The sequence below is a fragment of the Gilliamella sp. B3464 genome (assembly GCF_026536145.1).
Classification (GTDB): domain Bacteria; phylum Pseudomonadota; class Gammaproteobacteria; order Enterobacterales; family Orbaceae; genus Gilliamella.
In genome coordinates this window covers 295,108-316,205 of the sequence record NZ_JAFNOQ010000001.1, presented here as the reverse complement: position 1 = coordinate 316,205, position 21,098 = coordinate 295,108, and the positions used below count along the sequence as shown (strand labels likewise).

General features: G+C 34.9%; 19 protein-coding genes and 2 pseudogenes. 18 read left to right on the top strand and 3 right to left on the bottom strand.

Features of this window, described 5'->3' with window-relative positions; all coding sequences use genetic code 11:
* Positions 1-150: 150 nt before the first annotated feature.
* From J3U57_RS01395 to mdtH, 4 genes are all read left to right on the top strand, one after another.
* On the top strand, positions 151-1,320 hold the full coding sequence (locus J3U57_RS01395; protein WP_267343610.1) for a porin: 1,170 nt from the start codon (positions 151-153) through the stop codon (positions 1,318-1,320).
* Between the two features lie 309 nt (positions 1,321-1,629).
* Positions 1,630-2,775, top strand: a complete 1,146-nt coding sequence (locus J3U57_RS01390) for a porin (RefSeq protein ID WP_267343609.1) — start codon at positions 1,630-1,632, stop codon at positions 2,773-2,775.
* A gap of 133 nt (positions 2,776-2,908) precedes the next feature.
* A complete protein-coding gene (locus J3U57_RS01385; RefSeq protein WP_065634807.1) occupies positions 2,909-3,367 on the top strand; it encodes a methylglyoxal synthase in 459 nt (152 codons plus the stop codon).
* Entirely contained in the window at positions 3,368-4,579 is a 1,212-nt protein-coding gene (mdtH, locus tag J3U57_RS01380; protein WP_267343608.1) for a multidrug efflux MFS transporter MdtH, read from the top strand. It abuts the gene before it with no gap.
* On the opposite strand, the gene J3U57_RS01375 is transcribed toward mdtH, so the two are convergent.
* The gene (locus J3U57_RS01375; protein WP_065634773.1) at positions 4,557-5,336 is read right to left on the bottom strand and encodes a class II glutamine amidotransferase; all 780 of its coding nucleotides are present in this window, start codon (positions 5,334-5,336) and stop codon (positions 4,557-4,559) included. The two genes, mdtH and J3U57_RS01375, sit on opposite strands and share 23 nt — an antisense overlap.
* 1 nt (position 5,337) lies before the next feature.
* Positions 5,338-5,913 (bottom strand): D-sedoheptulose 7-phosphate isomerase, encoded by a 576-nt coding sequence (lpcA, locus tag J3U57_RS01370; RefSeq protein WP_267333680.1) that lies wholly within the window; start codon positions 5,911-5,913, stop codon positions 5,338-5,340.
* 369 nt (positions 5,914-6,282) lie between these two features.
* Here lpcA and ribE point away from each other — a divergent pair, with 369 nt between their 5' ends.
* The 11 genes and pseudogenes from ribE to gorA all read left to right on the top strand — a co-directional run bounded on the left by ribE (position 6,283) and on the right by gorA (position 16,547).
* On the top strand, positions 6,283-6,753 hold the full coding sequence (ribE, locus tag J3U57_RS01365; protein WP_416379632.1) for a 6,7-dimethyl-8-ribityllumazine synthase: 471 nt from the start codon (positions 6,283-6,285) through the stop codon (positions 6,751-6,753).
* 4 nt (positions 6,754-6,757) lie between these two features.
* The gene (nusB, locus tag J3U57_RS01360; protein ID WP_267333679.1) at positions 6,758-7,177 is read left to right on the top strand and encodes a transcription antitermination factor NusB; all 420 of its coding nucleotides are present in this window, start codon (positions 6,758-6,760) and stop codon (positions 7,175-7,177) included.
* Positions 7,178-7,197: 20 nt separating this feature from the next.
* Positions 7,198-8,268 carry a TrmH family RNA methyltransferase gene (locus J3U57_RS01355; RefSeq protein WP_267333678.1) on the top strand — a complete coding sequence of 357 codons (1,071 nt, stop codon included), beginning with the start codon at positions 7,198-7,200 and terminating at the stop codon, positions 8,266-8,268.
* Between the two features lie 148 nt (positions 8,269-8,416).
* Positions 8,417-9,352 (top strand): multifunctional transcriptional regulator/nicotinamide-nucleotide adenylyltransferase/ribosylnicotinamide kinase NadR, encoded by a 936-nt coding sequence (gene nadR, locus J3U57_RS01350; RefSeq protein ID WP_267343607.1) that lies wholly within the window; start codon positions 8,417-8,419, stop codon positions 9,350-9,352.
* Between the two features lie 62 nt (positions 9,353-9,414).
* The gene (ubiE, locus tag J3U57_RS01345) at positions 9,415-10,191 is read left to right on the top strand and encodes a bifunctional demethylmenaquinone methyltransferase/2-methoxy-6-polyprenyl-1,4-benzoquinol methylase UbiE (RefSeq protein WP_065634779.1); all 777 of its coding nucleotides are present in this window, start codon (positions 9,415-9,417) and stop codon (positions 10,189-10,191) included.
* Positions 10,192-10,211: 20 nt separating this feature from the next.
* Positions 10,212-11,720, top strand: a pseudogene (gene ubiB, locus J3U57_RS01340) (ubiquinone biosynthesis regulatory protein kinase UbiB); the annotation flags it as partial.
* 102 nt (positions 11,721-11,822) lie between these two features.
* Positions 11,823-12,038 (top strand): twin-arginine translocase TatA/TatE family subunit, encoded by a 216-nt coding sequence (gene tatA, locus J3U57_RS01335; RefSeq protein ID WP_416379585.1) that lies wholly within the window; start codon positions 11,823-11,825, stop codon positions 12,036-12,038.
* Positions 12,039-12,041: 3 nt separating this feature from the next.
* Positions 12,042-12,335, top strand: a pseudogene (gene tatB / locus J3U57_RS01330) (Sec-independent protein translocase protein TatB); the annotation flags it as partial.
* A gap of 44 nt (positions 12,336-12,379) precedes the next feature.
* Positions 12,380-13,150 carry a twin-arginine translocase subunit TatC gene (gene tatC / locus J3U57_RS01325; RefSeq protein WP_267333674.1) on the top strand — a complete coding sequence of 257 codons (771 nt, stop codon included), beginning with the start codon at positions 12,380-12,382 and terminating at the stop codon, positions 13,148-13,150.
* A 46-nt stretch (positions 13,151-13,196) separates the two neighbouring features.
* The gene (hldE, locus tag J3U57_RS01320; RefSeq protein ID WP_267343605.1) at positions 13,197-14,621 is read left to right on the top strand and encodes a bifunctional D-glycero-beta-D-manno-heptose-7-phosphate kinase/D-glycero-beta-D-manno-heptose 1-phosphate adenylyltransferase HldE; all 1,425 of its coding nucleotides are present in this window, start codon (positions 13,197-13,199) and stop codon (positions 14,619-14,621) included.
* 573 nt (positions 14,622-15,194) lie between these two features.
* Complete coding sequence (gene gorA, locus J3U57_RS01315; RefSeq protein WP_267333670.1) at positions 15,195-16,547, top strand: glutathione-disulfide reductase; 1,353 nt, start codon at positions 15,195-15,197, stop codon at positions 16,545-16,547.
* A 74-nt stretch (positions 16,548-16,621) separates the two neighbouring features.
* Here the strand turns inward: gorA and J3U57_RS01310 are convergent, their stop codons facing one another.
* Complete coding sequence (locus J3U57_RS01310; protein ID WP_267333669.1) at positions 16,622-17,971, bottom strand: MFS transporter; 1,350 nt, start codon at positions 17,969-17,971, stop codon at positions 16,622-16,624.
* A 239-nt stretch (positions 17,972-18,210) separates the two neighbouring features.
* On the opposite strand from J3U57_RS01310, the gene J3U57_RS01305 reads away from it, so the two are divergent.
* From J3U57_RS01305 to mnmE, 3 genes are all read left to right on the top strand, one after another.
* The gene (locus tag J3U57_RS01305; protein ID WP_267333668.1) at positions 18,211-18,792 is read left to right on the top strand and encodes a DNA-3-methyladenine glycosylase I; all 582 of its coding nucleotides are present in this window, start codon (positions 18,211-18,213) and stop codon (positions 18,790-18,792) included.
* Positions 18,786-19,382 carry a YdcF family protein gene (locus J3U57_RS01300; protein WP_267343604.1) on the top strand — a complete coding sequence of 199 codons (597 nt, stop codon included), beginning with the start codon at positions 18,786-18,788 and terminating at the stop codon, positions 19,380-19,382. Before J3U57_RS01305 ends, J3U57_RS01300 begins: the two co-directional genes overlap by 7 nt.
* A gap of 174 nt (positions 19,383-19,556) precedes the next feature.
* On the top strand, positions 19,557-20,918 hold the full coding sequence (mnmE, locus tag J3U57_RS01295) for a tRNA uridine-5-carboxymethylaminomethyl(34) synthesis GTPase MnmE (RefSeq protein ID WP_267343603.1): 1,362 nt from the start codon (positions 19,557-19,559) through the stop codon (positions 20,916-20,918).
* Positions 20,919-21,098: the final 180 nt, after the last annotated feature.

Genomic DNA, 21,098 nt, shown 5'->3' with positions numbered 1-21,098 from the left:
TTTTAAAAAAAATTTATACATAATTTACGGTACTGTAAAAAGTAGATAAAAATAATAGAAGTACTATTGTTTTTGGATGAATGATTTTTGTACAAATGACACATAACTTAGTGGATAGTGTCAATATTAAAATAACCGTGAGGGTAAAAAATGAAACGTAATCTATTAGCAATCGCTATTCCTGCACTTTTAGTTGCAGCTGGCGCAAATGCATCTATCGAAGTATGGAATAAAGATGGTAATAAAGTTGACTTTTATGGTCGTGTAAAAGCAGCTAACAATATCACTGATCGTTCACAAGTTAATGAAGGTGATGATACTTCTGCTCGTTTAGGTATGTCTGGTCAAACTCAAATTACTGACAGTGTAACAGGTTATGGACGTTGGGAGTACCAAGCAGATGCAGGTAAAAATTCAGATAATGAAGTGCGTTATGCTTTTGCTGGTTTAAACTTTGGTGATTTTGGTTCATTCGATTATGGTCGTAATGACGGCGTGTTAAAAGCAATCACAGCTTATACTGACGTATTACCACAATTTGGTGGTGATGCAGCAAATAACAAATGGAACGTGCTTTCAAGTCGTAGTAAAGCAGTTGCTACTTACCGTAATAACAATGTCTTTGGTTTAACTGATGATGTTAGTTTTGCTGTACAATATGCCGATAATGGTGATAATTCTAATACTAGTGATAGATTTAAAGGTGATGAAGATCATCATGATTCAAGAGAAGCTTATGGTGCAAACGCTCAATGGCGTATTTTTGATACTGGCTTAACTGCTGGTGCAGGTTATGCACAATCTACTTCAAGTGATCATCGTCATAATACTTGGACTGCTGGTCTAAAATATGATAACTACAATTTATATTTAGCCGCTAACTATTTCCAAAGTAAATTAAAAAACCATGGTGTCTGGGAAAAAGCTACAGCTTTATCAGATCAAGATGATGAAAACCGTTTAGGTAATGCTGACCAAAAAATCAAAGGTATTGAGTTGGTTGCTCAGTATGGATTTGATTTAGAAGTGGGTCGTTTAACACCTTCTTTAGCTTATGTACAACATAAGTTGAAAACTGATTCTTTCTCTAATGCTGGTGAACACCATAGTTCTAGTAATTCACCTCTAGTGAAATATGTATCTTTAGGTGCAACTTATGATCTAAATAAAAACTTTAGTGCGATTGTTGAATACAAATTCAATTTACTTGATCGTAATGACTTAGGTGCTTATAGAAATACTAAAGGTTCAGACCTTGAACGTTCAAGCAAACCAGGTACTAAAGATGTGTTAGGTGTTGGTTTAATTTACCAATTCTAATTTCTATTCTTAATATCTTATAAAAAGGCACTTAGGTGCCTTTTTTTATCATTATTGAAATTTATTTCATATCAAAACACATTTTATGCTTAAAAAATTTTATAGTAAGTATTAAAATTATCGTAAATTTTTAGAATTTATTAAATAAACATTGTTAAATATACTACGTGCATTATTTATTGGTCATTGTTGGTTAATATTAATATTGCATAAAACGTATAATTACTCTGGATTAGTAGTAATTTATGGGTCAAAAGCAAAATATTTTGCCTTATTTAGTAATATAAAAATACCTACGAGGGTAAAAAAATGAAACGTAATCTATTAGCTATTGCTATTCCTGCATTATTAGTTGCAGGTACTGCAAGCGCTTCTATCGAAGTATGGAATAAAGACGGTAATAAAGTTGATTTTTATGGACGTGTTTATGCACTAAATTATATCACCGACCGTGATAATCAAACCGGTGAAGGTGATAAAACCACTGCACGTTTAGGTATGTCAGGTCAAACTCAAGTTACAGAGAACATTACCGGTTATGGTCGCTGGGAGTACGAGGCAAAAACTGGTTCAGATGCTGAAAACGAAACACGTTATGCTTATGCAGGTATGAACTTTGGTGATCTAGGTTCATTTGACTATGGTCGTAATGATGGTGTGTTAAAAACGTTAACTTCTTATACTGACGTATTACCTGAGTTTGGTGGTGATGCATCGGACAATGATCTCTATGCATTAAGTGCTCGTACTAAAGCGGTTGCAACTTATCGTAATAGTGATTTCTTTGGTTTAGTAAACGGTTTACGTTTTGCTGTTCAATATGCCGATAATGGTGATAACAGCTCAACAAGCTATTTTAATAAACATGATCGTGATGGTCACGACAGTGCTGAAGCTTGGGGTTCAGTAGTTGATTGGGATGTATTAGATACAGGTCTATCTATTGGTGCTGGTTATGCGCAAACTGGTGGTCATAAAGATGCAAAAGCTTGGTCAGCTGGTGTGAAATATGATAATAACAACCTTTATTTGGCCGCATTATATATTCAAGGCAAACAAAAATATGGTTGGGAGAATACTTTAACTACTCATAGTACTGATGATTTAAAAACTAAAGGTTATGAAGTTGTCGCACAATATGGTATCGACTTTGATATTGGTCGCTTAACCCCATCTGTTGCTTACATTCAACATCGTGTACAAGATGCTTCAAGCTATTCAAGAAGTGGCGATGCAGGACTTAAAGGTAATGATTTAATTAAGTATGTTGATGTTGGTTTGACTTATGACTTCAACAAAAATCTACAAGCTATCCTTGATTATAAAATCAACTTGTTAGATAAAGACGATATTGGTGCTCGCCGTGCTTTATATGGTGATAGCAAATTTGGTGGATCACAAATTAAAGCAACGACTAAAGATACTGTAGCATTAGGTTTAATTTACCAATTCTAATTACCCGTAAATTAGGTTTTTAAAAGGCACTTAGGTGCCTTTTTTATTGTCTTAAATCTAAGCAAATAACGCTTGCACTTTAATACATACTCTGTTAAAAACTATCGAATAATCATCGATAGGGATAATAATGATGCTTTACACAACGCGTAAATTGGCTGCCAAAAAAAATATTGCTTTAGTTGCTCATGATCACTTAAAAAGTACTTTATTAAATTGGTGTAGAAAAAACCGAGCAGAACTTGCACATCATAATTTATGTGGTACCGGCACGACAGGGAATTTAATTAAAAAAGAGATAGGGTTAAATATTACCCCAATGTTAAGTGGTCCAATGGGTGGTGATCAACAAATTGGTGCATTAATTGCCGAAGGTAAAATTGATATACTCATCTTTTTTTGGGATCCACTTAATGCAGTACCGCATGACCCCGATGTTAAAGCATTATTGCGTTTATCAACAGTTTGGAATATACCCGTTGCGACGAATGAAGCAACAGCTAATGCGTTAATTCAATCAGCTATTTTTACCCAAGAAGTTGAAATTGAAATTCCTGATTACCAAAGATATTTAGCTGAAAGAGTAAAATAAGTGCCAGTACTGTCGCAAATTCGTAAAACCGGTAAACAAATATTACTACTAGATAATTTATTTATTGTTCTAGGATTTTATGTTGTTTTTCCATTGGTTTCGACACACTTTGTTAGTCAAGTTGGTTGGAGTGCTTTGTTTGTCGGTTTTGCTTTAGGATTCAGACAATTTGTTCAACAAGGATTTGGTATTATTGGTGGTGCTATTGCTGATCGCTTTGGTGCTAAACCGATGATTGTTTGTGGAATGTTTTTACGTTGTGTCGGGTTTATATCAATGGCTATTGCTAGTCAACCTTGGCTTTTATTACTATCTTGCTTACTTTCTGCTTTAGGTGGATTACTGTTTGATCCACCTCGCATGGGGCTGACCATCAAGTTTACCCGTCCACATGAGCGCGGTAAATTTATTTCGCTGTTAATGATACAAGATAATGCCGGTGCAGTGATTGGAGCACTTATTGGTGGTATTTTGATTGATTATGATTTTCATTTAGTTTGTTGGTGCGGCGCATTTATCTTTTTCTTATGTGGTCTTTTTAACCTCTTCTTTTTGCCTGCTTATCATATTGCTATTGGTAAAGCACCCATTGTCAATGGTATGAAAATGGTGCTTAAAGATAAAAAATTTACACGTTATGTCTTAACACTAACGGGTTATTATGTGCTTGGAGTACAAGTCATGTTGATGCTACCGCTAACTATTACCAATATTTCAGGAAGTTCAAGTTATGTGAAATGGATGTACGTGATTGAAGCAACTATCTCATTAATTCTGCTTTATCCTCTTGCCCGGTTTAGTGAAAAACATTTTAGATTAGATCAACGCCTTAAATTTGGATTACTTTTGATGTCGTTTGCCTTTATAATAATTGGATTTACATCCCAATTATCTATTTTGCTATCTCTTATAGCGCTTTTTTACCTTGGTGCAATTATTGCAGAGCCGGCTAGAGAAACTTTAGCAACCGTGTTAACTAATCCAAAAGCCAAAGGTAGTTACATGGGATTTAGCCGATTAGGGCTTGCTTTAGGCGGATTTATTGGTTATACCGGAGCAGGATGGCTTTATGAAATTGCAATCAAGATGGGTTTTCCGCATTTGCCGTGGATTATTTTAACGTTAATTGGATTATTAACGTTAGGTTATTTACAATATCTATTTAAAGATGAACTACCTTTCAATTTAGTCAAGATGAAAAAAATTGATTAATTTCACCATATTTAAATAGAATTGCTTCACCAGTGTTTAATTTATGCCAAGTTTCATTTGAAGTTAACGGCATAGTTGAAATAATAGTAACAATATCATTTGGTGTAGTATGCTTTTGAAAATCGATTTCAACATCTTCATCAATTAACTTTGCTTTGCCAAAAGGTGCTTTGCGCGTAATCCAATGTAAATTAGTTGAACAATAAGCAAAGACATATTGCCCATTAGAAAGCAGCATATTAAATATGCCAAGTTGATTCAGTTCAAGTGCACATTGTTGGATATAAGTAAAAAGCTCAATATCATCAGTCGGTTGTTTTGGATATTTTTTATGTAACTGATTAATTAAGTAACAAAAAGCATACTCACTGTCGGTTAATCCAACTGGTTGAAAAATTCCCATATCCAGCTTTTCGTAATCAGTTAATTGCCCATTGTGGGCAAAAGTCCAATTTTTCCCCCACAATTCTCGGGTAAAGGGGTGTGTGTTTTCAAGCGCTACCCCTCCACGATTTGCTTGACGAATATGCGCGATAACAGCCTTGGATTTAATTGGGTATTGTTGTACCATTTTAGCGATAGGTGAATAGCTACAAGGCTCAGGATCCTTAAACGTTCGACAGCCTTTACCTTCATAAAAGGTAATACCCCAACCGTCTTTATGTGGTCCTTTATCTCCGCCACGTTTAATTAAACTCGTGAAGCTAAAACAAATATCAGTTGGCACGTTAGCGCTCATACCCAATAATTCACACATTTTAAGCCATCTCTTTTTCAATTAGCATAATTAAAATATGAATAACTTTGATATGGATTTCTTGTACACGATCAGCATAACCAAAATGTGGTACACGAATATCGACATCAGCCAGTCCGTTCATTTTACCGCCATCTTTACCGGTTAAGGTAATAATTTTCATCCCTTTTTGTTTAGCTACGTCTATTGCTTTTAATACATTAGCTGAATTACCTGACGTTGAAATACCTAATAATACATCGCCTTTTTGTCCAACACCTTCAACATAACGTGAAAATATAGAATCAAATCCGAAATCATTGCCTACACAAGATATATGACTAACATCTGATATAGCTATTGCAGGATAAGCTGGACGATTATCACGGTAACGACCGGTTAACTCTTCAGCAAAATGCATAGCATCACAATGGGAACCACCATTGCCACATGATAAAACTTTACCACCTTGTTTAAATGCGTTAGCTATAAGCACAGCTGCTTGTTGGATTTTGTGAAGATTGCCATCATCCGAAACAAAATTTACCAATACATTTAGTGCTTGGTTGAGTTCATCACGAATAGCATCAATATACATCTAAATTACCTCATAAAAGAAAAATCTTACTACCATTGTAGTGCGTTCAAAACTGCTTGCAAGGGATAATAAAAATAAAATGATAGATAGTGAAAAAAGTTGAAGTAAATTTAATTTATTAGCATAAAAATCAATCATAAAAAATTAACAAAATTGTTTAATTAAAATTTTTTTATATTACTCAAACTATTTAAGTTCTCATAAACAAAATCTTTGTATTTATTTTCCAATAAATTGTTAATCAAAACGAGGTTGTAGCGTTATTTGCTGATAGGATAAGCCTTCAAATCATGATATAATCAGCAAATATTTTCACCTACAATTAATCAAAGTGAAATTGCATTTATAATCGAACGATAAGGAATCACTATGCAAACAGTTAAAGGTAAAGTTGCTGCACCAAAAGCGAAAGTCGCTATAATCGCGGCACGTTTTAATCATTTTATTAATGAAAGTTTAGTAAACGGTGCTGTTGATGCGTTAACGCGTATTGGTCAAGTTGATGAAAAAAATATTACGGTTATTTGGGTACCGGGCGCCTATGAAATTCCGCTTACTGCAAAAGTTGCTGCACAATCTAAAAAATATGATGCTATTGTGGCTTTGGGGACAGTAATTAGAGGAAGTACTGCACATTTTGATTTTGTTGCAGGCGAATCAAGCTCTGGCCTATTAAGTGCTAGTTTAGAATTTTCAATTCCAGTCGGTTTTGGCATTTTAACGACTGAAAGCATAGAACAAGCCGTTGAACGTGCTGGCACTAAAGCAGGTAATAAAGGTGCTGAAGCTGCATTAACTGCACTGGAAATGCTTAACGTTATCAAAACAATTAAGGAGTAATTTAGTGGCATTAGTTAATCCTCGTCGTCGAGCAAGAGAATGCGCCGTTCAAGCAATTTACTCTTGGCAAATATCTAGAAATGATCTTGCTGATGTTGAGACAAGTTTTATGACTGAACAAGATATGAAAGGTGTTGATACGAAATATTTTCGAGAGTTACTTCATGGTGTTGCTAAAAACACTACAGAGTTAGATGAAAAAATGGCACCTTATCTTACTGAGCGAACAGTAGATGAGCTTGGTCAAGTTGAGTTAGCCGTATTAAGAATTGCGCTTTATGAATTAACCAAACGTCACGATGTACCTTATAAGGTTGTTATTAATGAAGCTATCGATTTAACTAAAACTTTCGGGGCAGAAGATAGCCATAAATTTGTCAATGGTGTTTTAGATAAAATTGCGCCAACCATTCGTACACGATAACCAATTATTTTGAGATAAATATGAACGATAATACTGAAAAAAATAAACCAGCTATTTTTTACGCTACAACTAATGACCCTAAAAAGCATTCTCGAACTAATAAAGAAAAAATTAGTGGGCATAAAGATAATCGCAAAGATAATTCTTTTCAGTTTAACGCTAAAAGAAGAGATAAGCGTAATAATGATCGAATTGAAACGTTCAAACCTAAAGCGGCTAAAACAGGTTTTGTCAAACAAAGTATTATTGTTGAAGTAAATAAATCTACGTACGATTTACAAGATGAAAACGAATCCCCTTGGCGCAAAAAAGTACGGGATAATGATCAAAGCCCTACATTTGGTTATGATGGCTACCGCCAACGTAAAGAAGAAACTTTAGTTTATAGTGAAAACAGTTGTAAATCGGTTTTTAAGCACCGCCGCGCGGCAATTGTAAAATTGTTCATTACGCAAGAAATGACTTATCAATTTAGGGATTTAATTAATTGGTTAGTTAAACAACGTTTAGGCTACGATATTGTTTCAAATGAGCAAATTGCCAAAATAACTCAAACTTCGCATCATGGTGGCGTTTGTTTGATCGTTAAAAAACGCGTTGCTATCACTATGTTTGACTATTTAGACAAATATCATGATAAACAGCAAGATTGTATTTTAGCGATTGATGATGTAAATAATCCCCATAATTTGGGTGGATTAATTCGTAGCGCTGCATTTTATAAAGTAAATGCTGTAATGCTACGACAAACTAATTTACTCGATAGTGGCGCAGCTATGCGGGTGGCAGAAGGTGGAATTGAAGCAGTTGAATCAATAAAAAGTGATGATTTTATTGTTTCACTTGATCAATTCAAACAGCATGGTTATCAAATTATTGTCTTATTACCTTGTCAGGTAAAATCAATTGCCTCAACAGAATTAGCAAAAGTTGAGTTTCATAAAAAAACGGTATTAGTCATATTCCAACAAATTAATATAAAATTAGTACAATGTGCTGATGTTGTGGTTCATTTGAAGGGGAATGATAACATGCCTTCACTTAATATCTCTGTTGCAACAGGTATTACTTTATCCTCAATGCAATATTAAAATATTTGATGTTATTGTTGACTATTTACTATGTTGAATAGTCAAAGTAAAAAAATGCTACAAAAACATTAAAATAGCATCAATTCATTAGACAATGTTAATATTTTCTGTACATTGTTAGCAGGATTTCAATGCGTTGGTAATAGTCATGGTATCTAAACATAAAGTTGGTTTGATTTTCGGTAAATTTTATCCTTTACATTGTGGTCATATCTATCTAATTGAAAAAGCGATGACACAAGTTGATGAACTCCATATCATGTTAGGCTGTGAGGCAAATCGTGATAAACAACTTTTTGCAAGCAGTCGCCTACCTAAACAACCACAAGTGTGTGATCGTTTTTCATGGTTACAAGAAACGTTTAAAGATCGCCATAATATTCATGTCCATATTTTAGACGAATCTAACATTGAATATTATCCAAATGGTTGGCAAGATTGGAGTGATCGGGTAAAACAGATTTTAACTGATCATAAAATAGAACCTACAGTGGTTTTTACCAGTGAACCACAAGATATTAAAAATCATGAATTATATTTTCATTGTCCAGCCGTGTTAGTCGATGCTAATCGCGATTTTATTAACATTAGTGCGACTCAAATTCGTGAAAATCCATATCAAAATTGGTCTTTTATTGCCAAAGCTGCAAAACCTTTTTTTGTCAAAAAAATAGCAATTATCGGACAGGGAAAATTCAATGAGCTCCCTTTACAATTAGCTAATATCTATAACACACAATATGTATCAAATGGGTATATTAATTACATTGAACGTGAAATATCAACCCCTTATAATCAGCGTTATTTGAGTGAAACTGATTATATCCGTATTGCAATGTTACATGTGGAGCGGTTATCAAAAGCGATCGAAACAAGTAATAAGGTGCTTTTTACTTCAATCGATTTCGAAACACTGTCCCAATACTATACGCAAATCTTTCAAAAAGAACATGAGGTTTTAAAAGGTTTGAAAGAAAGCTATCATTTTGATTTAGTTATTCATCAACAAGATCTTGATTCGTCCAACACGATGTTACAAAATTTTGAAGCTATTTCTAAAATGGTTGAGTCATTATTGATTTAGTTCATCACATTTACAGTGGCTTATGCTAAAATAAGTTAACTCGATGTGATAGGTAAATTTTTATGTCTCAATCCCCTGATAAGCAAGATAATAAAGAACAAGAAAAAATTGATTTTGGTTATACACAAGTTTTAAAGCAAGAAAAAGTCAAACGAGTTGCAGAAGTATTTCATTCCGTTGCTGATAAATACGATGTAATGAATGATCTTATGTCGTTTGGTATTCATCGTATCTGGAAGAAGGTTACCATTGAATATAGTAGCGTACGTAAGGGCCAAAAAGTATTGGATTTAGCAGGTGGGACAGGTGATCTAACAGCTAAGTTTTCTCAACTAGTGGGGGATGATGGGCTAGTTGTGTTGGCTGATATTAATGAATCCATGCTGAAAGTTGGTCGAGACAAGTTACGCGACAAAGGTTTATTCAAAAATATAGAATATGTACAAGCGAATGCAGAAGAACTGCCTTTTGCTGATAACTATTTTGATTGTATTACCATATCGTTTGGACTGCGTAATGTGACTGATAAACAAAAAGCATTGTGTTCGATGTGGCGGGTATTAAAACCAGGCGGTCGTTTACTTATTCTTGAGTTTTCTAAACCTCAATACAAAATTCTAAATAAAGCTTACGATTTGTATTCTTTCACGATGCTACCATTAATGGGGAAAGTTGTGGCAAACGATGCCGATAGTTATCGTTATCTAGCTGAATCTATTCGTATGCATCCTGACCAAAAAACATTAAAGAAAATGATGGAAGATGCCGGTTTTGTAGACGTTAAATATCACAATATGACAGGCGGCATTGTGGCTTTGCATACTGGTTTTAAATTTTAAGGCGACATGCGACAACGATTATGACATTTTTTCGACTTTATAAAATATTGGCAGTATTTCGTGCATATCGATTAGATGAATTATTGCCAAAACACCATTCAGTAAGATGGCCTAAATTTTTGTCAAAGTGTTTATTTTGGATCCGCCCCAAAGCAAAACACCAAGAAATAGGGGAAAGGCTACGTCAAGCTTTGCAAGAGTTAGGTCCAGTTTGGATTAAATTTGGACAGATGATTTCAACTAGGCGTGATGTATTACCTATACATATTGCAGATGCGCTGGCTAAATTACAAGATCAAGTCGACCCTTTTGATGGGAAAATTGCTAAACAACTAATTGAAAGCGCATTAGAACAACCTCTAGATTACTATTTTTCTAATTTTGATGAAAAACCGCTAGCATCCGCATCTATTGCTCAAGTGCATACAGCGATATTAAAGCGCAGCCAAGCTGAGATAATAATAAAAGTATTACGTCCAAATATTCTACCGGTAATTCGCTCCGATATTGACCTAATGTATTGGGCCGCTAATCAGTTGACTAAACGCGTTAAATCGGGTGAAAAATTACGCGCTTTAGAGATTGTACGCGATTACGAAAGTACCTTATTAAAAGAGTTAGATTTACAGCAAGAAGCTTATAATACAGCTAGATTACGTGATAATTTCATCAATAGTGATATTTTGTATATACCGTATGTCTACCAAGATCTATGTCGAAAAAACATATTGGTTGAAGAGCGAATTAGAGGTGTTCCAATAGCCGATATTGAACAGCTCAAGCATAAAAAAGTTAATATGAAATTACTGGCTGAACGAGGTGTTCAAGCATTTTTTACCCAAGTGTTTCGTGATAATTTTTTTCATGCAGATATGCATCCCGGTAATATCTTTGTGGATATTACTGATGTACAAAATCCAAGATACATCGGCATTGATTGTGCTATTGTCGGCGTATTAAGTGAAGATGATCAACGTTATCTTGCTGAAAATTTTCTTGCTTTTTTTAATCGGGATTATCGCAAAATTGCTGAAACTTATATTGCTTCGGGTTGGGTGCCTGAAACAACTGACGCAACTGCTCTTGAAATGGCAATGCGTAATGTTTGCGAGCCTGCTTTTGCTAAACCATTGTCAGCGATCTCTTTTTCACAAATTTTACTACAATTATTTCAAGTAGCCCGTCAATTTAATATGGATATACAACCTCAATTAACTTTACTTGAAAAAACGTTATTTTACATAGAAGGATTAGGACGTCAGCTCTACCCCGAGCTTGATTTATGGCAAACCGCTAAACCTTTTTTAGAAAAATGGTATGAAGATAAGTATAGCGCTAAAAAAATATTACAACAATTTTGGACAGCATTACCGCAATGGCGCTCAATTTTGCCTGACTTACCTGTAAAATTAAATGATAATGCGCGCATGACAAAGCAGTTGAACCAACAATTAATGCAAATCCAGCAACAGATAAAACAGAGTAAAAAGCGCGAATCTTATCTTTTGGGGTTCACGGTTGTTATCAGCCTATTATGTATAATGGCGCTGATCATTCATTAGCATGTTATTTTAAAATCGTATAAATTAAGTGTATAATTTGTTTACCTAAGCTTGTTGGAGAAAGTTATCATGATGCCAAGTTTACCCCAACTATTAATATTGATTGCTGTTGTTGTATTATTATTTGGAACTAAAAAATTACGTTCATTAGGATCGGATCTTGGTGCGTCTATCAAAGGCTTTAAAAAAGCGATGAATGACGATGATGACAAAAAAGATCGTAATGATTCACAACAAGTTGAAAATCTTGATTCTTCCGATAATAATACTAACAAAAAAGAGTAGCCTGTGTTTGATATTAGCTTTGGGCAATTACTATTAGTAATGATTCTTGGGCTGGTTGTATTAGGTCCCGAGCGCTTGCCTGTGGCAATTAAAACCGTTGCTAGCTGGATCAAAGTACTTCGTCGCATGTCAGCGACTGTACAATTAGAGTTAAATAAAGAACTTAAATTACAAGAGTTACAAGACAGTTTAAAAAAAGCTGAACAAAGTGGCTTAAAAACGCTCACTCCCGAGATTCAAGCTTCAATTGACGATTTAAAACGCGTTACCGAATCATTACAAAAAGAAATTGATTCAGCCGCTCACATTGATACTCAAACTCATTCTGATAAAGATAAATCATGACAGAAGACGCTACACAACCGTTAATTGGACATCTAATCGAGCTTCGGACTCGACTTTTACGCTGTATTATCTGTATTTTACTGGTATTAATTTGTTTACTCTATTTCTCAAATGATATCTATCATATTGTAGCTAATCCTTTAATTAGCCAATTACCGCAAGGCAGCAGTATGATTGCGACCGATATCGCAGCTCCTTTTTTTACCCCAATTAAACTCACCGCTATAGTCGCTATTTTTATTTCGATTCCCTATGTCCTTTACCAAGTTTGGGGATTTATTGCTCCAGCCCTCTATCAGCATGAAAAACGTTTGGTTATGCCACTGATCGTATCAAGTACTGTACTTTTTTATATGGGGATCGCTTTTGCTTATTTTGTGGTGTTTCCATTAGCATTTTACTTTTTTATTCACACTGCACCAGTTGATGTTGCAATTAATACTGATATTACTAAGTATCTTGATTTTGTCATGACACTTTTTATTGTATTTGGTTTTGCTTTTGAAGTGCCTGTAGCCATTATATTGCTCTGTTGGACAGGTGTTACCACTCCAAAAAATTTAAGAAAAAAACGCCCATATATTATTGTTGGTGTATTTGCTGTCGCTATGTTTGTGACCCCACCTGATGTATTTTCACAAATTCTTTTAGCGATTCCTATCTGTTTATTGTTTGAAATTGGTACTTTTTTTGCGAGGTTTTATCGCCCAAGAACCGCAGATATTAAAGACAATGAAGATGATAGCGAATCAAATAAAACTGAATAAGTCGTTATATAAAATATAAATGATAAGTAAAGGATAATTATTGATAATGAAAACTTCATTACCTGATTTTAGTCAAGCCAATGTATTAGTTGTTGGTGATATCATGTTAGATCGCTATTGGTATGGTGGAACCAATCGTATATCGCCTGAAGCGCCTGTACCTGTGGTTAAAATTGATGCATTAGAAGAGCGGCCAGGTGGCGCTGCCAATGTAGCAATGAATATCACTTCATTAAGTGGCAATGTTCGTTTAATTGGCTTAACAGGAATTGATGAAGCTGCTAAAATTCTCGATGAAGAATTAAGCAAACATCATGTTCATTGTGATTTTGTTGCTGTTTCTACTCATCCAACCATAACTAAATTAAGAGTACTTTCGCGTAATCAACAATTAATTCGAATCGATTTTGAAGAAGGATTTGATAAAGTTGATGCTAGCCCAATTTTAGAGCGTATACAAACTGCATTAACTACACATAAAGTATTAGTTTTATCTGATTATGCAAAAGGCGCGTTATCGTCCGTACAAAAGATGATTGATCTTGCTAATCAGGCTAATGTTCCTATTTTGGTTGATCCTAAAGGAACTGACTTTGAGCGTTACCGCGGCGCAACGTTACTGACGCCAAATATGTCAGAATTTGAAGCAGTGGTAGGGCAGTGTGATAGTGAGCAAGAAATTGTCGAAAAAGGGCTTGCACTTATCAAAAAATATCAACTTAAAGCATTACTTGTTACGCGTAGTGAAAAAGGCATGACACTATTACAGTTAGATAAACCAACTTACCATTTACCGACACAAGCTAAAGAAGTCTTTGACGTTACTGGCGCGGGTGATACTGTGATAGCCACATTAGCCGCAGCTTTAGCATCAGGTCAATCACTCGAAGATAGCTGTTATTTAGCCAATGCAGCAGCGGGTGTGGTTGTAGGCAAATTAGGTACTTCTACAGTATCACAAGTTGAGCTTGAAAATGCCATTCGAGCTCGAAAAGATAATGGTTTTGGTGTCATGACGGAAGATGAGCTAAAAGAAGAAGTTAAAAAAGCGAGACAACGCGGTGAAAAAATTGTCATGACCAATGGTTGCTTTGATATTTTGCATGCCGGTCATGTTTCTTATCTAGCCAATGCTCGAAAATTGGGAGATCGATTAATTGTCGCTGTAAATAGCGATGCATCGGTAAAACAATTGAAAGGTGAATCAAGACCGATTAACCCACTTATGCAACGTATGATTGTTTTAGGTGCGCTTGATTCAGTTGATTGGGTGGTACCATTTGAAGAACAAACACCACAACGACTGATCGCTAATATATTACCTGATGTATTAGTTAAAGGTGGTGATTATAAACCGGAAGACATCGCCGGTGGCAAAGAGGTGATTGATGCTGGCGGCATTGTCAAAGTACTTAATTTTGAAGATGGTTGTTCAACGACAAATATTATTAACACGATTAAAAGTCGTTAAATATCATTTTATTAATAAGACTACTTGAGTTAAGCAGGTAGTCTTATTAGCTGTAGAAATCTATCTTTCTGTTTTTAATTAAATAACACCAGTGTTAATCGTTTCAACTGCTACTAATAAGTTTGTTGCTAACTAGAATCATTATATGATGTGTAATAATGTATATTGTTGGTACGACAACTAAATATTTTATGGATAACAAGTAAAATTATCATTGTTAGGATAAAGTTTAGCCATTACCACTGAGTGGTAGCTTAAGTACCTAATATCACAGCAGTTAATATCAATAATCAGTAAAATAGTTTTTTGGGGTTAATACCTCTGTAATCCTATATAATTTTTTATTCAAAATTAAATCAAACCAAATCAATAGACATTATAATTACATACTATTATTAATTTAATTATTTAAATTATCCTTTTATTACTTTTGAATTTATTCGGAAATGCAAATCTTGGTCGCGTAATCAATTGTTAATAACTATCATTAAATTTTAAATTTAATACTTTTTTTATTATCTCGTTTGTGCAAAGCTATAGCTAAATGAAGACAACGAGTATTAAGGATATTGAATGACGAAACATTATGATTATATTGCCATCGGTGGTGGTAGTGGCGGTATTGCGTCAGTTAACAGAGCGGCGTCATACGGAAAAAAATGCGCAATTATTGAAGCAAAATTATTAGGTGGTACTTGCGTTAATGTTGGTTGTGTACCTAAAAAGGTGATGTGGTATGGTGCGCAAATTGCCGAAGCAATAAAACATTATGGTCCAGATTATGGATTTGATACAACGATAAATCAATTTAATTGGGACAAATTAATCTCAAGTCGAAGCGCTTATATTGATCGTATTCATCAATCTTATGATAACGTGCTACGTAAAAATAAGGTAGATGTGATTCAAGGATATGCTAAATTTATTGATTCACATACGGTTGAAGTAAATGGTGAATGTTATAGCGCCGATCATATTTTAATTGCAGTTGGTGGTAAACCAACTATACCTAACATTCCTGGTGCGCAGTATGGTATTACTTCTGATGGCTTTTTTGCATTGAAAGCATTACCAAAGCGTGTTGCAGTTGTTGGTGCGGGTTATATAGCTTGTGAAATTGCCAGTGTATTACATTCATTAGGCGCACAAACTCATCAATTTATTCGTAAAGCGACACCATTACGTTCTTTTGATCCACTTATTGTTGAGACATTAATGGAGGTTATTAAGACAGAAGGCCAAACTTTGCATACGTTTGCTATTCCTCAGTCTGTTACTAAAAATAGTGATAATTCATTAACATTAACGTTAGAAAATGGCGAAAGTTATACTGTTGATTGTGTGATTTGGGCAATTGGTCGAGAACCAGCAACCAACGATCTAAACTTATCCGCAGCAGGGGTAAAAACTAATGATAATGGCTTTGTTATGGTCGACAAATATCAAAATACCAATGTTCCTGGTATTTATTCTGTTGGCGATGATACAGGTGCTATCGCTCTAACACCTGTTGCCGTTGCAGCTGGACGCCGCTTATCTGAACGATTATTTAATAATAAAGTGGATGAACATTTAGACTATACTAATATTCCAACAGTTGTATTTACTCATCCAGCAATAGGTACGGTTGGTTTAACTGAACCTGAAGCCATTGCGCAATTTGGTGAGCAAAATGTAAAAGTATATACCTCAACTTTTACTGCAATGTATACTGCGGTCACAACGCATCGCCAACCATGCCGAATGAAGTTAGTGTGTGTTGGTAAAGACGAAAAAATTGTCGGAATTCATGGTATGGGTTATGGTATGGACGAAATGCTGCAAGGTTTTGCTGTGGCGCTTAAAATGGGTGCAACCAAAAAAGATTTTGATAACACTGTTGCTATTCATCCAACTGCGGCTGAAGAATTTGTAACAATGCGATAATACTATTCAAATTTTAAAGTGACAACTTAATGAAAAAGCAGATCGGTTTGATCTGCTTTTTTTTACTAAAATGATTACTGATCTGCTTCGTTTTGCCAGCCTTTTTGAGCCAAAGGGTAAAAACCTACGGCAACCGCAATTAGTGCGACAAACGAAATATAAATGCCTGCACCTAAATAACTATATTCACCTAATAAATGGTCAGGACTTAATAAATAAATGGTCAACGTTGGTGTGATGGCACTAAATAATGCATATGCCAAATTGTAGGAAAACGATAAACCCGAATAACGAATAGCTGGTGGAAATGTTCTGGTACCAATAATTGGCGTCATGGCAATTGAACCAATAAATAGTCCAAATATCGCCCAAAGGCAGTACAGTTTTGCTAACGACATATCAGCAGTCAGTGAACTATAGAAAATGATACTGGCAATCGCAAGTCCGCCCCAGGTTATTACGACTGTTTTACTTGTTCCTAATTTATCATCAAGCCAACCAGAAATAACACAGCCTATTGTTAGTGTCAAAGCCGCAATACAGCCACCAATGCGCCAATCAAGATTGGCAAAGTGGTACATTCCACCAACAATTCGTCCTGGCGTGATTAATATTCCAACCATAATTGCAGTTGATAATGACCATGTTAACAGTGCAACAATGATACAAGCTGTTTTATGTTTTTTTAATACAGTAACAACAGGGATATTTTTTTCAATAGCTTTCCGTGCAGCTAATTCTTTAAAAATTGGTGTTTCTGAAAGAAATCGACGTAAATAAACTGAGATCACACCAAAAATACCGCCAATAATAAATGGAATTCGCCAAGCATAATCTAAAATATTTTCTTTGGTAAAATAAAGATCGATAATGATAGTGACAATAAAGCCAAGCATAATTCCACCCGTAATGCCTGATGTTAATGTGCCGACACCTAAACCATAGCGCTGTTTTGGCACATGTTCGGCAATAAACACCCATGCACCTGGCATTTCACCACCAATAGCTGCGCCTTGCAGCATACGCATCACTAATAGCAATAATGGTGCAAAAATGCCTATCATTTCATAAGTAGGTAAAACACCAATGATAAATGTCGGTAATGCCATCATTGCGACACTTAAAGTGAACATTTTTTTACGTCCTACTTTATCGCCAAAGTGCGCCATAATAATGCCACCAACAGGCCTTACCAAATAACCAGCAGCGAAGATACCCCATGCGAAAAGATCTAACGTCAATGGCGATAAAGTGTGGGGTAAAAAGAGTGGTTTGACAATGGTATCAATATATAGCGCATAGATAACAAAGTCATAAAATTCTAACGTTCCCCCTAAAGAGGATAAAACTAATGTTTTTAAATCCTTACTGTTTAATGGCCGGGCATTGGGTTGCCACTGCGCATTGATTTCAGATTGACTCATGAAAAGACCTTATAATTATTGTTAAATTAAGATAGATAATAAAAAAATATACTTTTTTTGATTAAAACTAAATATAAAGCGCTCATTTTGCCACAAAAAAATGTGTTTTTTTTTATCATAAAAAAATTTAATGGATGTTATAAAACCGACTATTTGATTTATAATTTACTATAGCTAAATTATGTATAATGTTTTTTCAAATGAATATTAAAAAAATTCATTTATTAGGTAATAACTTGATGAAAAATAATGAAATAACACGTTGTAGTTGGGTTTCAAATGATTCGTTGTATATTGACTATCATGATAATGAGTGGGGTATTGCACAATACGATAGTCTTAAATTATTTGAAAAAATTTGTTTGGAAGGTCAGCAAGCAGGCTTATCTTGGATTACCGTACTAAAAAAACGTGATGAATATCGTCGCTGTTTTTTTAATTTTGATCCTAAAAAGATTATTCAATTAACAGCGCAAGATATCGATAAATTACTTACAAATAAGGGATTAATTCGAAATAAATTAAAACTTAATAGTATTATAAAAAATGCTAAAGCTTATCTTGCAATGCAAAATAATGGTGAAGACTTTTCACAATTTATTTGGTCATTTGTGGGTGGCAAACCAATCATTAATCATTTCAACGATATAAGCGAAGTTCCTATTACTACTGATATATCAGATAAAATGTCTAAAGCGTTAAAAAAAAGAGGCTTTAGTTTTGTTGGTTCGACGATCTGTTACGCTTTTATGCAATCGATGGGATTGGTTAATGACCATTTTCAATACTGTTATAAAAAAGGGTGTGAATCTAAATGCTAAAATTTATTAAATATGGTGTATTGGTTGTTTTAACATATTTCATTATTTGTAATATTGTTATTTATCTTTATGCACTTAAAAAACCTGAGAGTCACGCTGATGTGTTGATTGTCTTAGGCGCTCAAGTAGTTGGTAACCCAGCAGAAGCATCACCCAGTTTACAAGTTCGCTTAGATTCGGCAGTAAATTATTTAAACGATAATACCGAAACTAAAGTCATCGTTTGTGGTGGTAAAGGTCAAGATGAGTCAGCTACAGAAGCCAGTGTGATGGCTCGTTATTTGCTCAATAAAGGCATTGATTTATCGAGAATCTATATTGAAGATAAATCACTACGTACAGTGGAACAAATACATAATGTACTTAATATTTTACCACCAAGTAAAACCGTAATTGCGACTAACGATTTTCATCTATTACGCTCTATAATGTTAGCTAAACGATTTGGTATCGAAGATGTATCTGGTTTATCAAGTCATTTAAGTTATGACAACGTTGATAGATATTTAGCATTGATCCGAGAACCACTGGCATTACTTAATTCATGGCTCTTCGATCATCCCAACGATTCAAGACAGTCACAACCATAAAAAAATGGTCATGCTGCATACTCCCAAACTAATTAATTTATCAATAATTTGTTGATGACCGAACAATGATTTTGCTAGTTTGCTAACGGTAAACACTCGACAAATACTGTATTTGCAATGTGTACATGGTATGATGAACACATTGCTTTTTAATTTTTTAGAAAAAAGAAAAATATGAAATCAGATACAATTGTTGCACAAGCAACACCGCCTGGTCGTGGTGGGGTTGGTATATTGCGTATCTCTGGCCCTAAAGCTCAAGAGGTTGCTAAAGCAGTTTTAGGCATTTTACCTAAGCCACGATATGCGCATTATTTACCTTTTTTAGCTTCTGACGGGACAACGTTAGATGAAGGCATTGCTTTATTCTTCCCCAATCCACATTCATTTACTGGTGAAGATGTACTTGAACTTCAAGGCCACGGTGGACCCGTTATTTTAGATCTACTGTTGAAACGTATTTTAGAAATTGCTGATGTGCGTATAGCAAGACCAGGGGAATTTTCCGAACGTGCTTTTATGAATGATAAATTGGATCTGGCACAAGCGGAAGCGATAGCCGATTTGATTGATGCCAGTTCTGAGCAAGCTGCAAAATCGGCAATTTCATCATTACAAGGGGTATTTTCACAAAAAGTTAATGCATTGGTTGAATCGTTAATTCATTTAAGGATTTTTACTGAAGCTGCCATCGATTTTCCCGAAGAAGAAATAGACTTTTTATCTGATGGCAAAATTGAAGCTCAGCTTGATGAAGTGATTATTCGCTTAAATGAAGTCAGACAAGAGGCGAAGCAAGGTTCGTTATTACGTGATGGTATGAAAGTTGTCATAGCAGGGCGCCCCAATGCTGGTAAATCGAGCTTACTTAATGCATTAGCAGGGCGCGATGCGGCTATTGTTACTGATATCGCCGGTACTACCCGTGATGTGTTACGTGAACATATTCATATTGATGGCATGCCATTGCATATTATTGACACAGCAGGGCTACGTGAAGCCAGTGACGAAGTCGAACGTATTGGTATTGAACGGGCTTGGCAAGAAATAAACCAAGCTGATCGCGTACTATTTATGGTTGATAGTACTACAACAACCGAAACCAACCCAGAAAAATTATGGCCTGAGTTTATTGAACGTTTACCTAAAAATATACCGATGACAGTTATTCGTAATAAAGCTGATCTAACAGGTGAACAACTTGGTCTTAGTGAAGTAAATGGCTACTCACTGATTCAACTTTCTGCACGGACAGGCGAAGGCATTGAGCTATTACGTGAACATCTTAAACAAGCCATGGGCTATACCAGTAGCACAGAAAGTGGATTTTTAGCCCGTCGTCGCCATTTACAGGCACTAGAAAAAGCCGCTGAACATTTAAATAACGGTAAGTACCAACTCACGACATTTCATGCAGGTGAACTATTAGCCGAAGAATTAAGGTTAGCACAGGAAGCCTTAAGTGAAATAACGGGTCAATTTACTTCGGATGATTTACTTGGACGGATATTTAGTTCGTTTTGTATTGGTAAGTAAGTCAGAGTTTATTGGCATCCATTCTTATAAATGAATAAGGCATAGCATACTGTTATGCCGTAATTTTATATTCAGACTATTTTGTAATTGTTTATATCTATATGCATATTTTTGTAGCCGATCCTTTTCCTTTTTGAATTTTTCCAGTGATATAATTAAAATTATGAACTATAAATATGG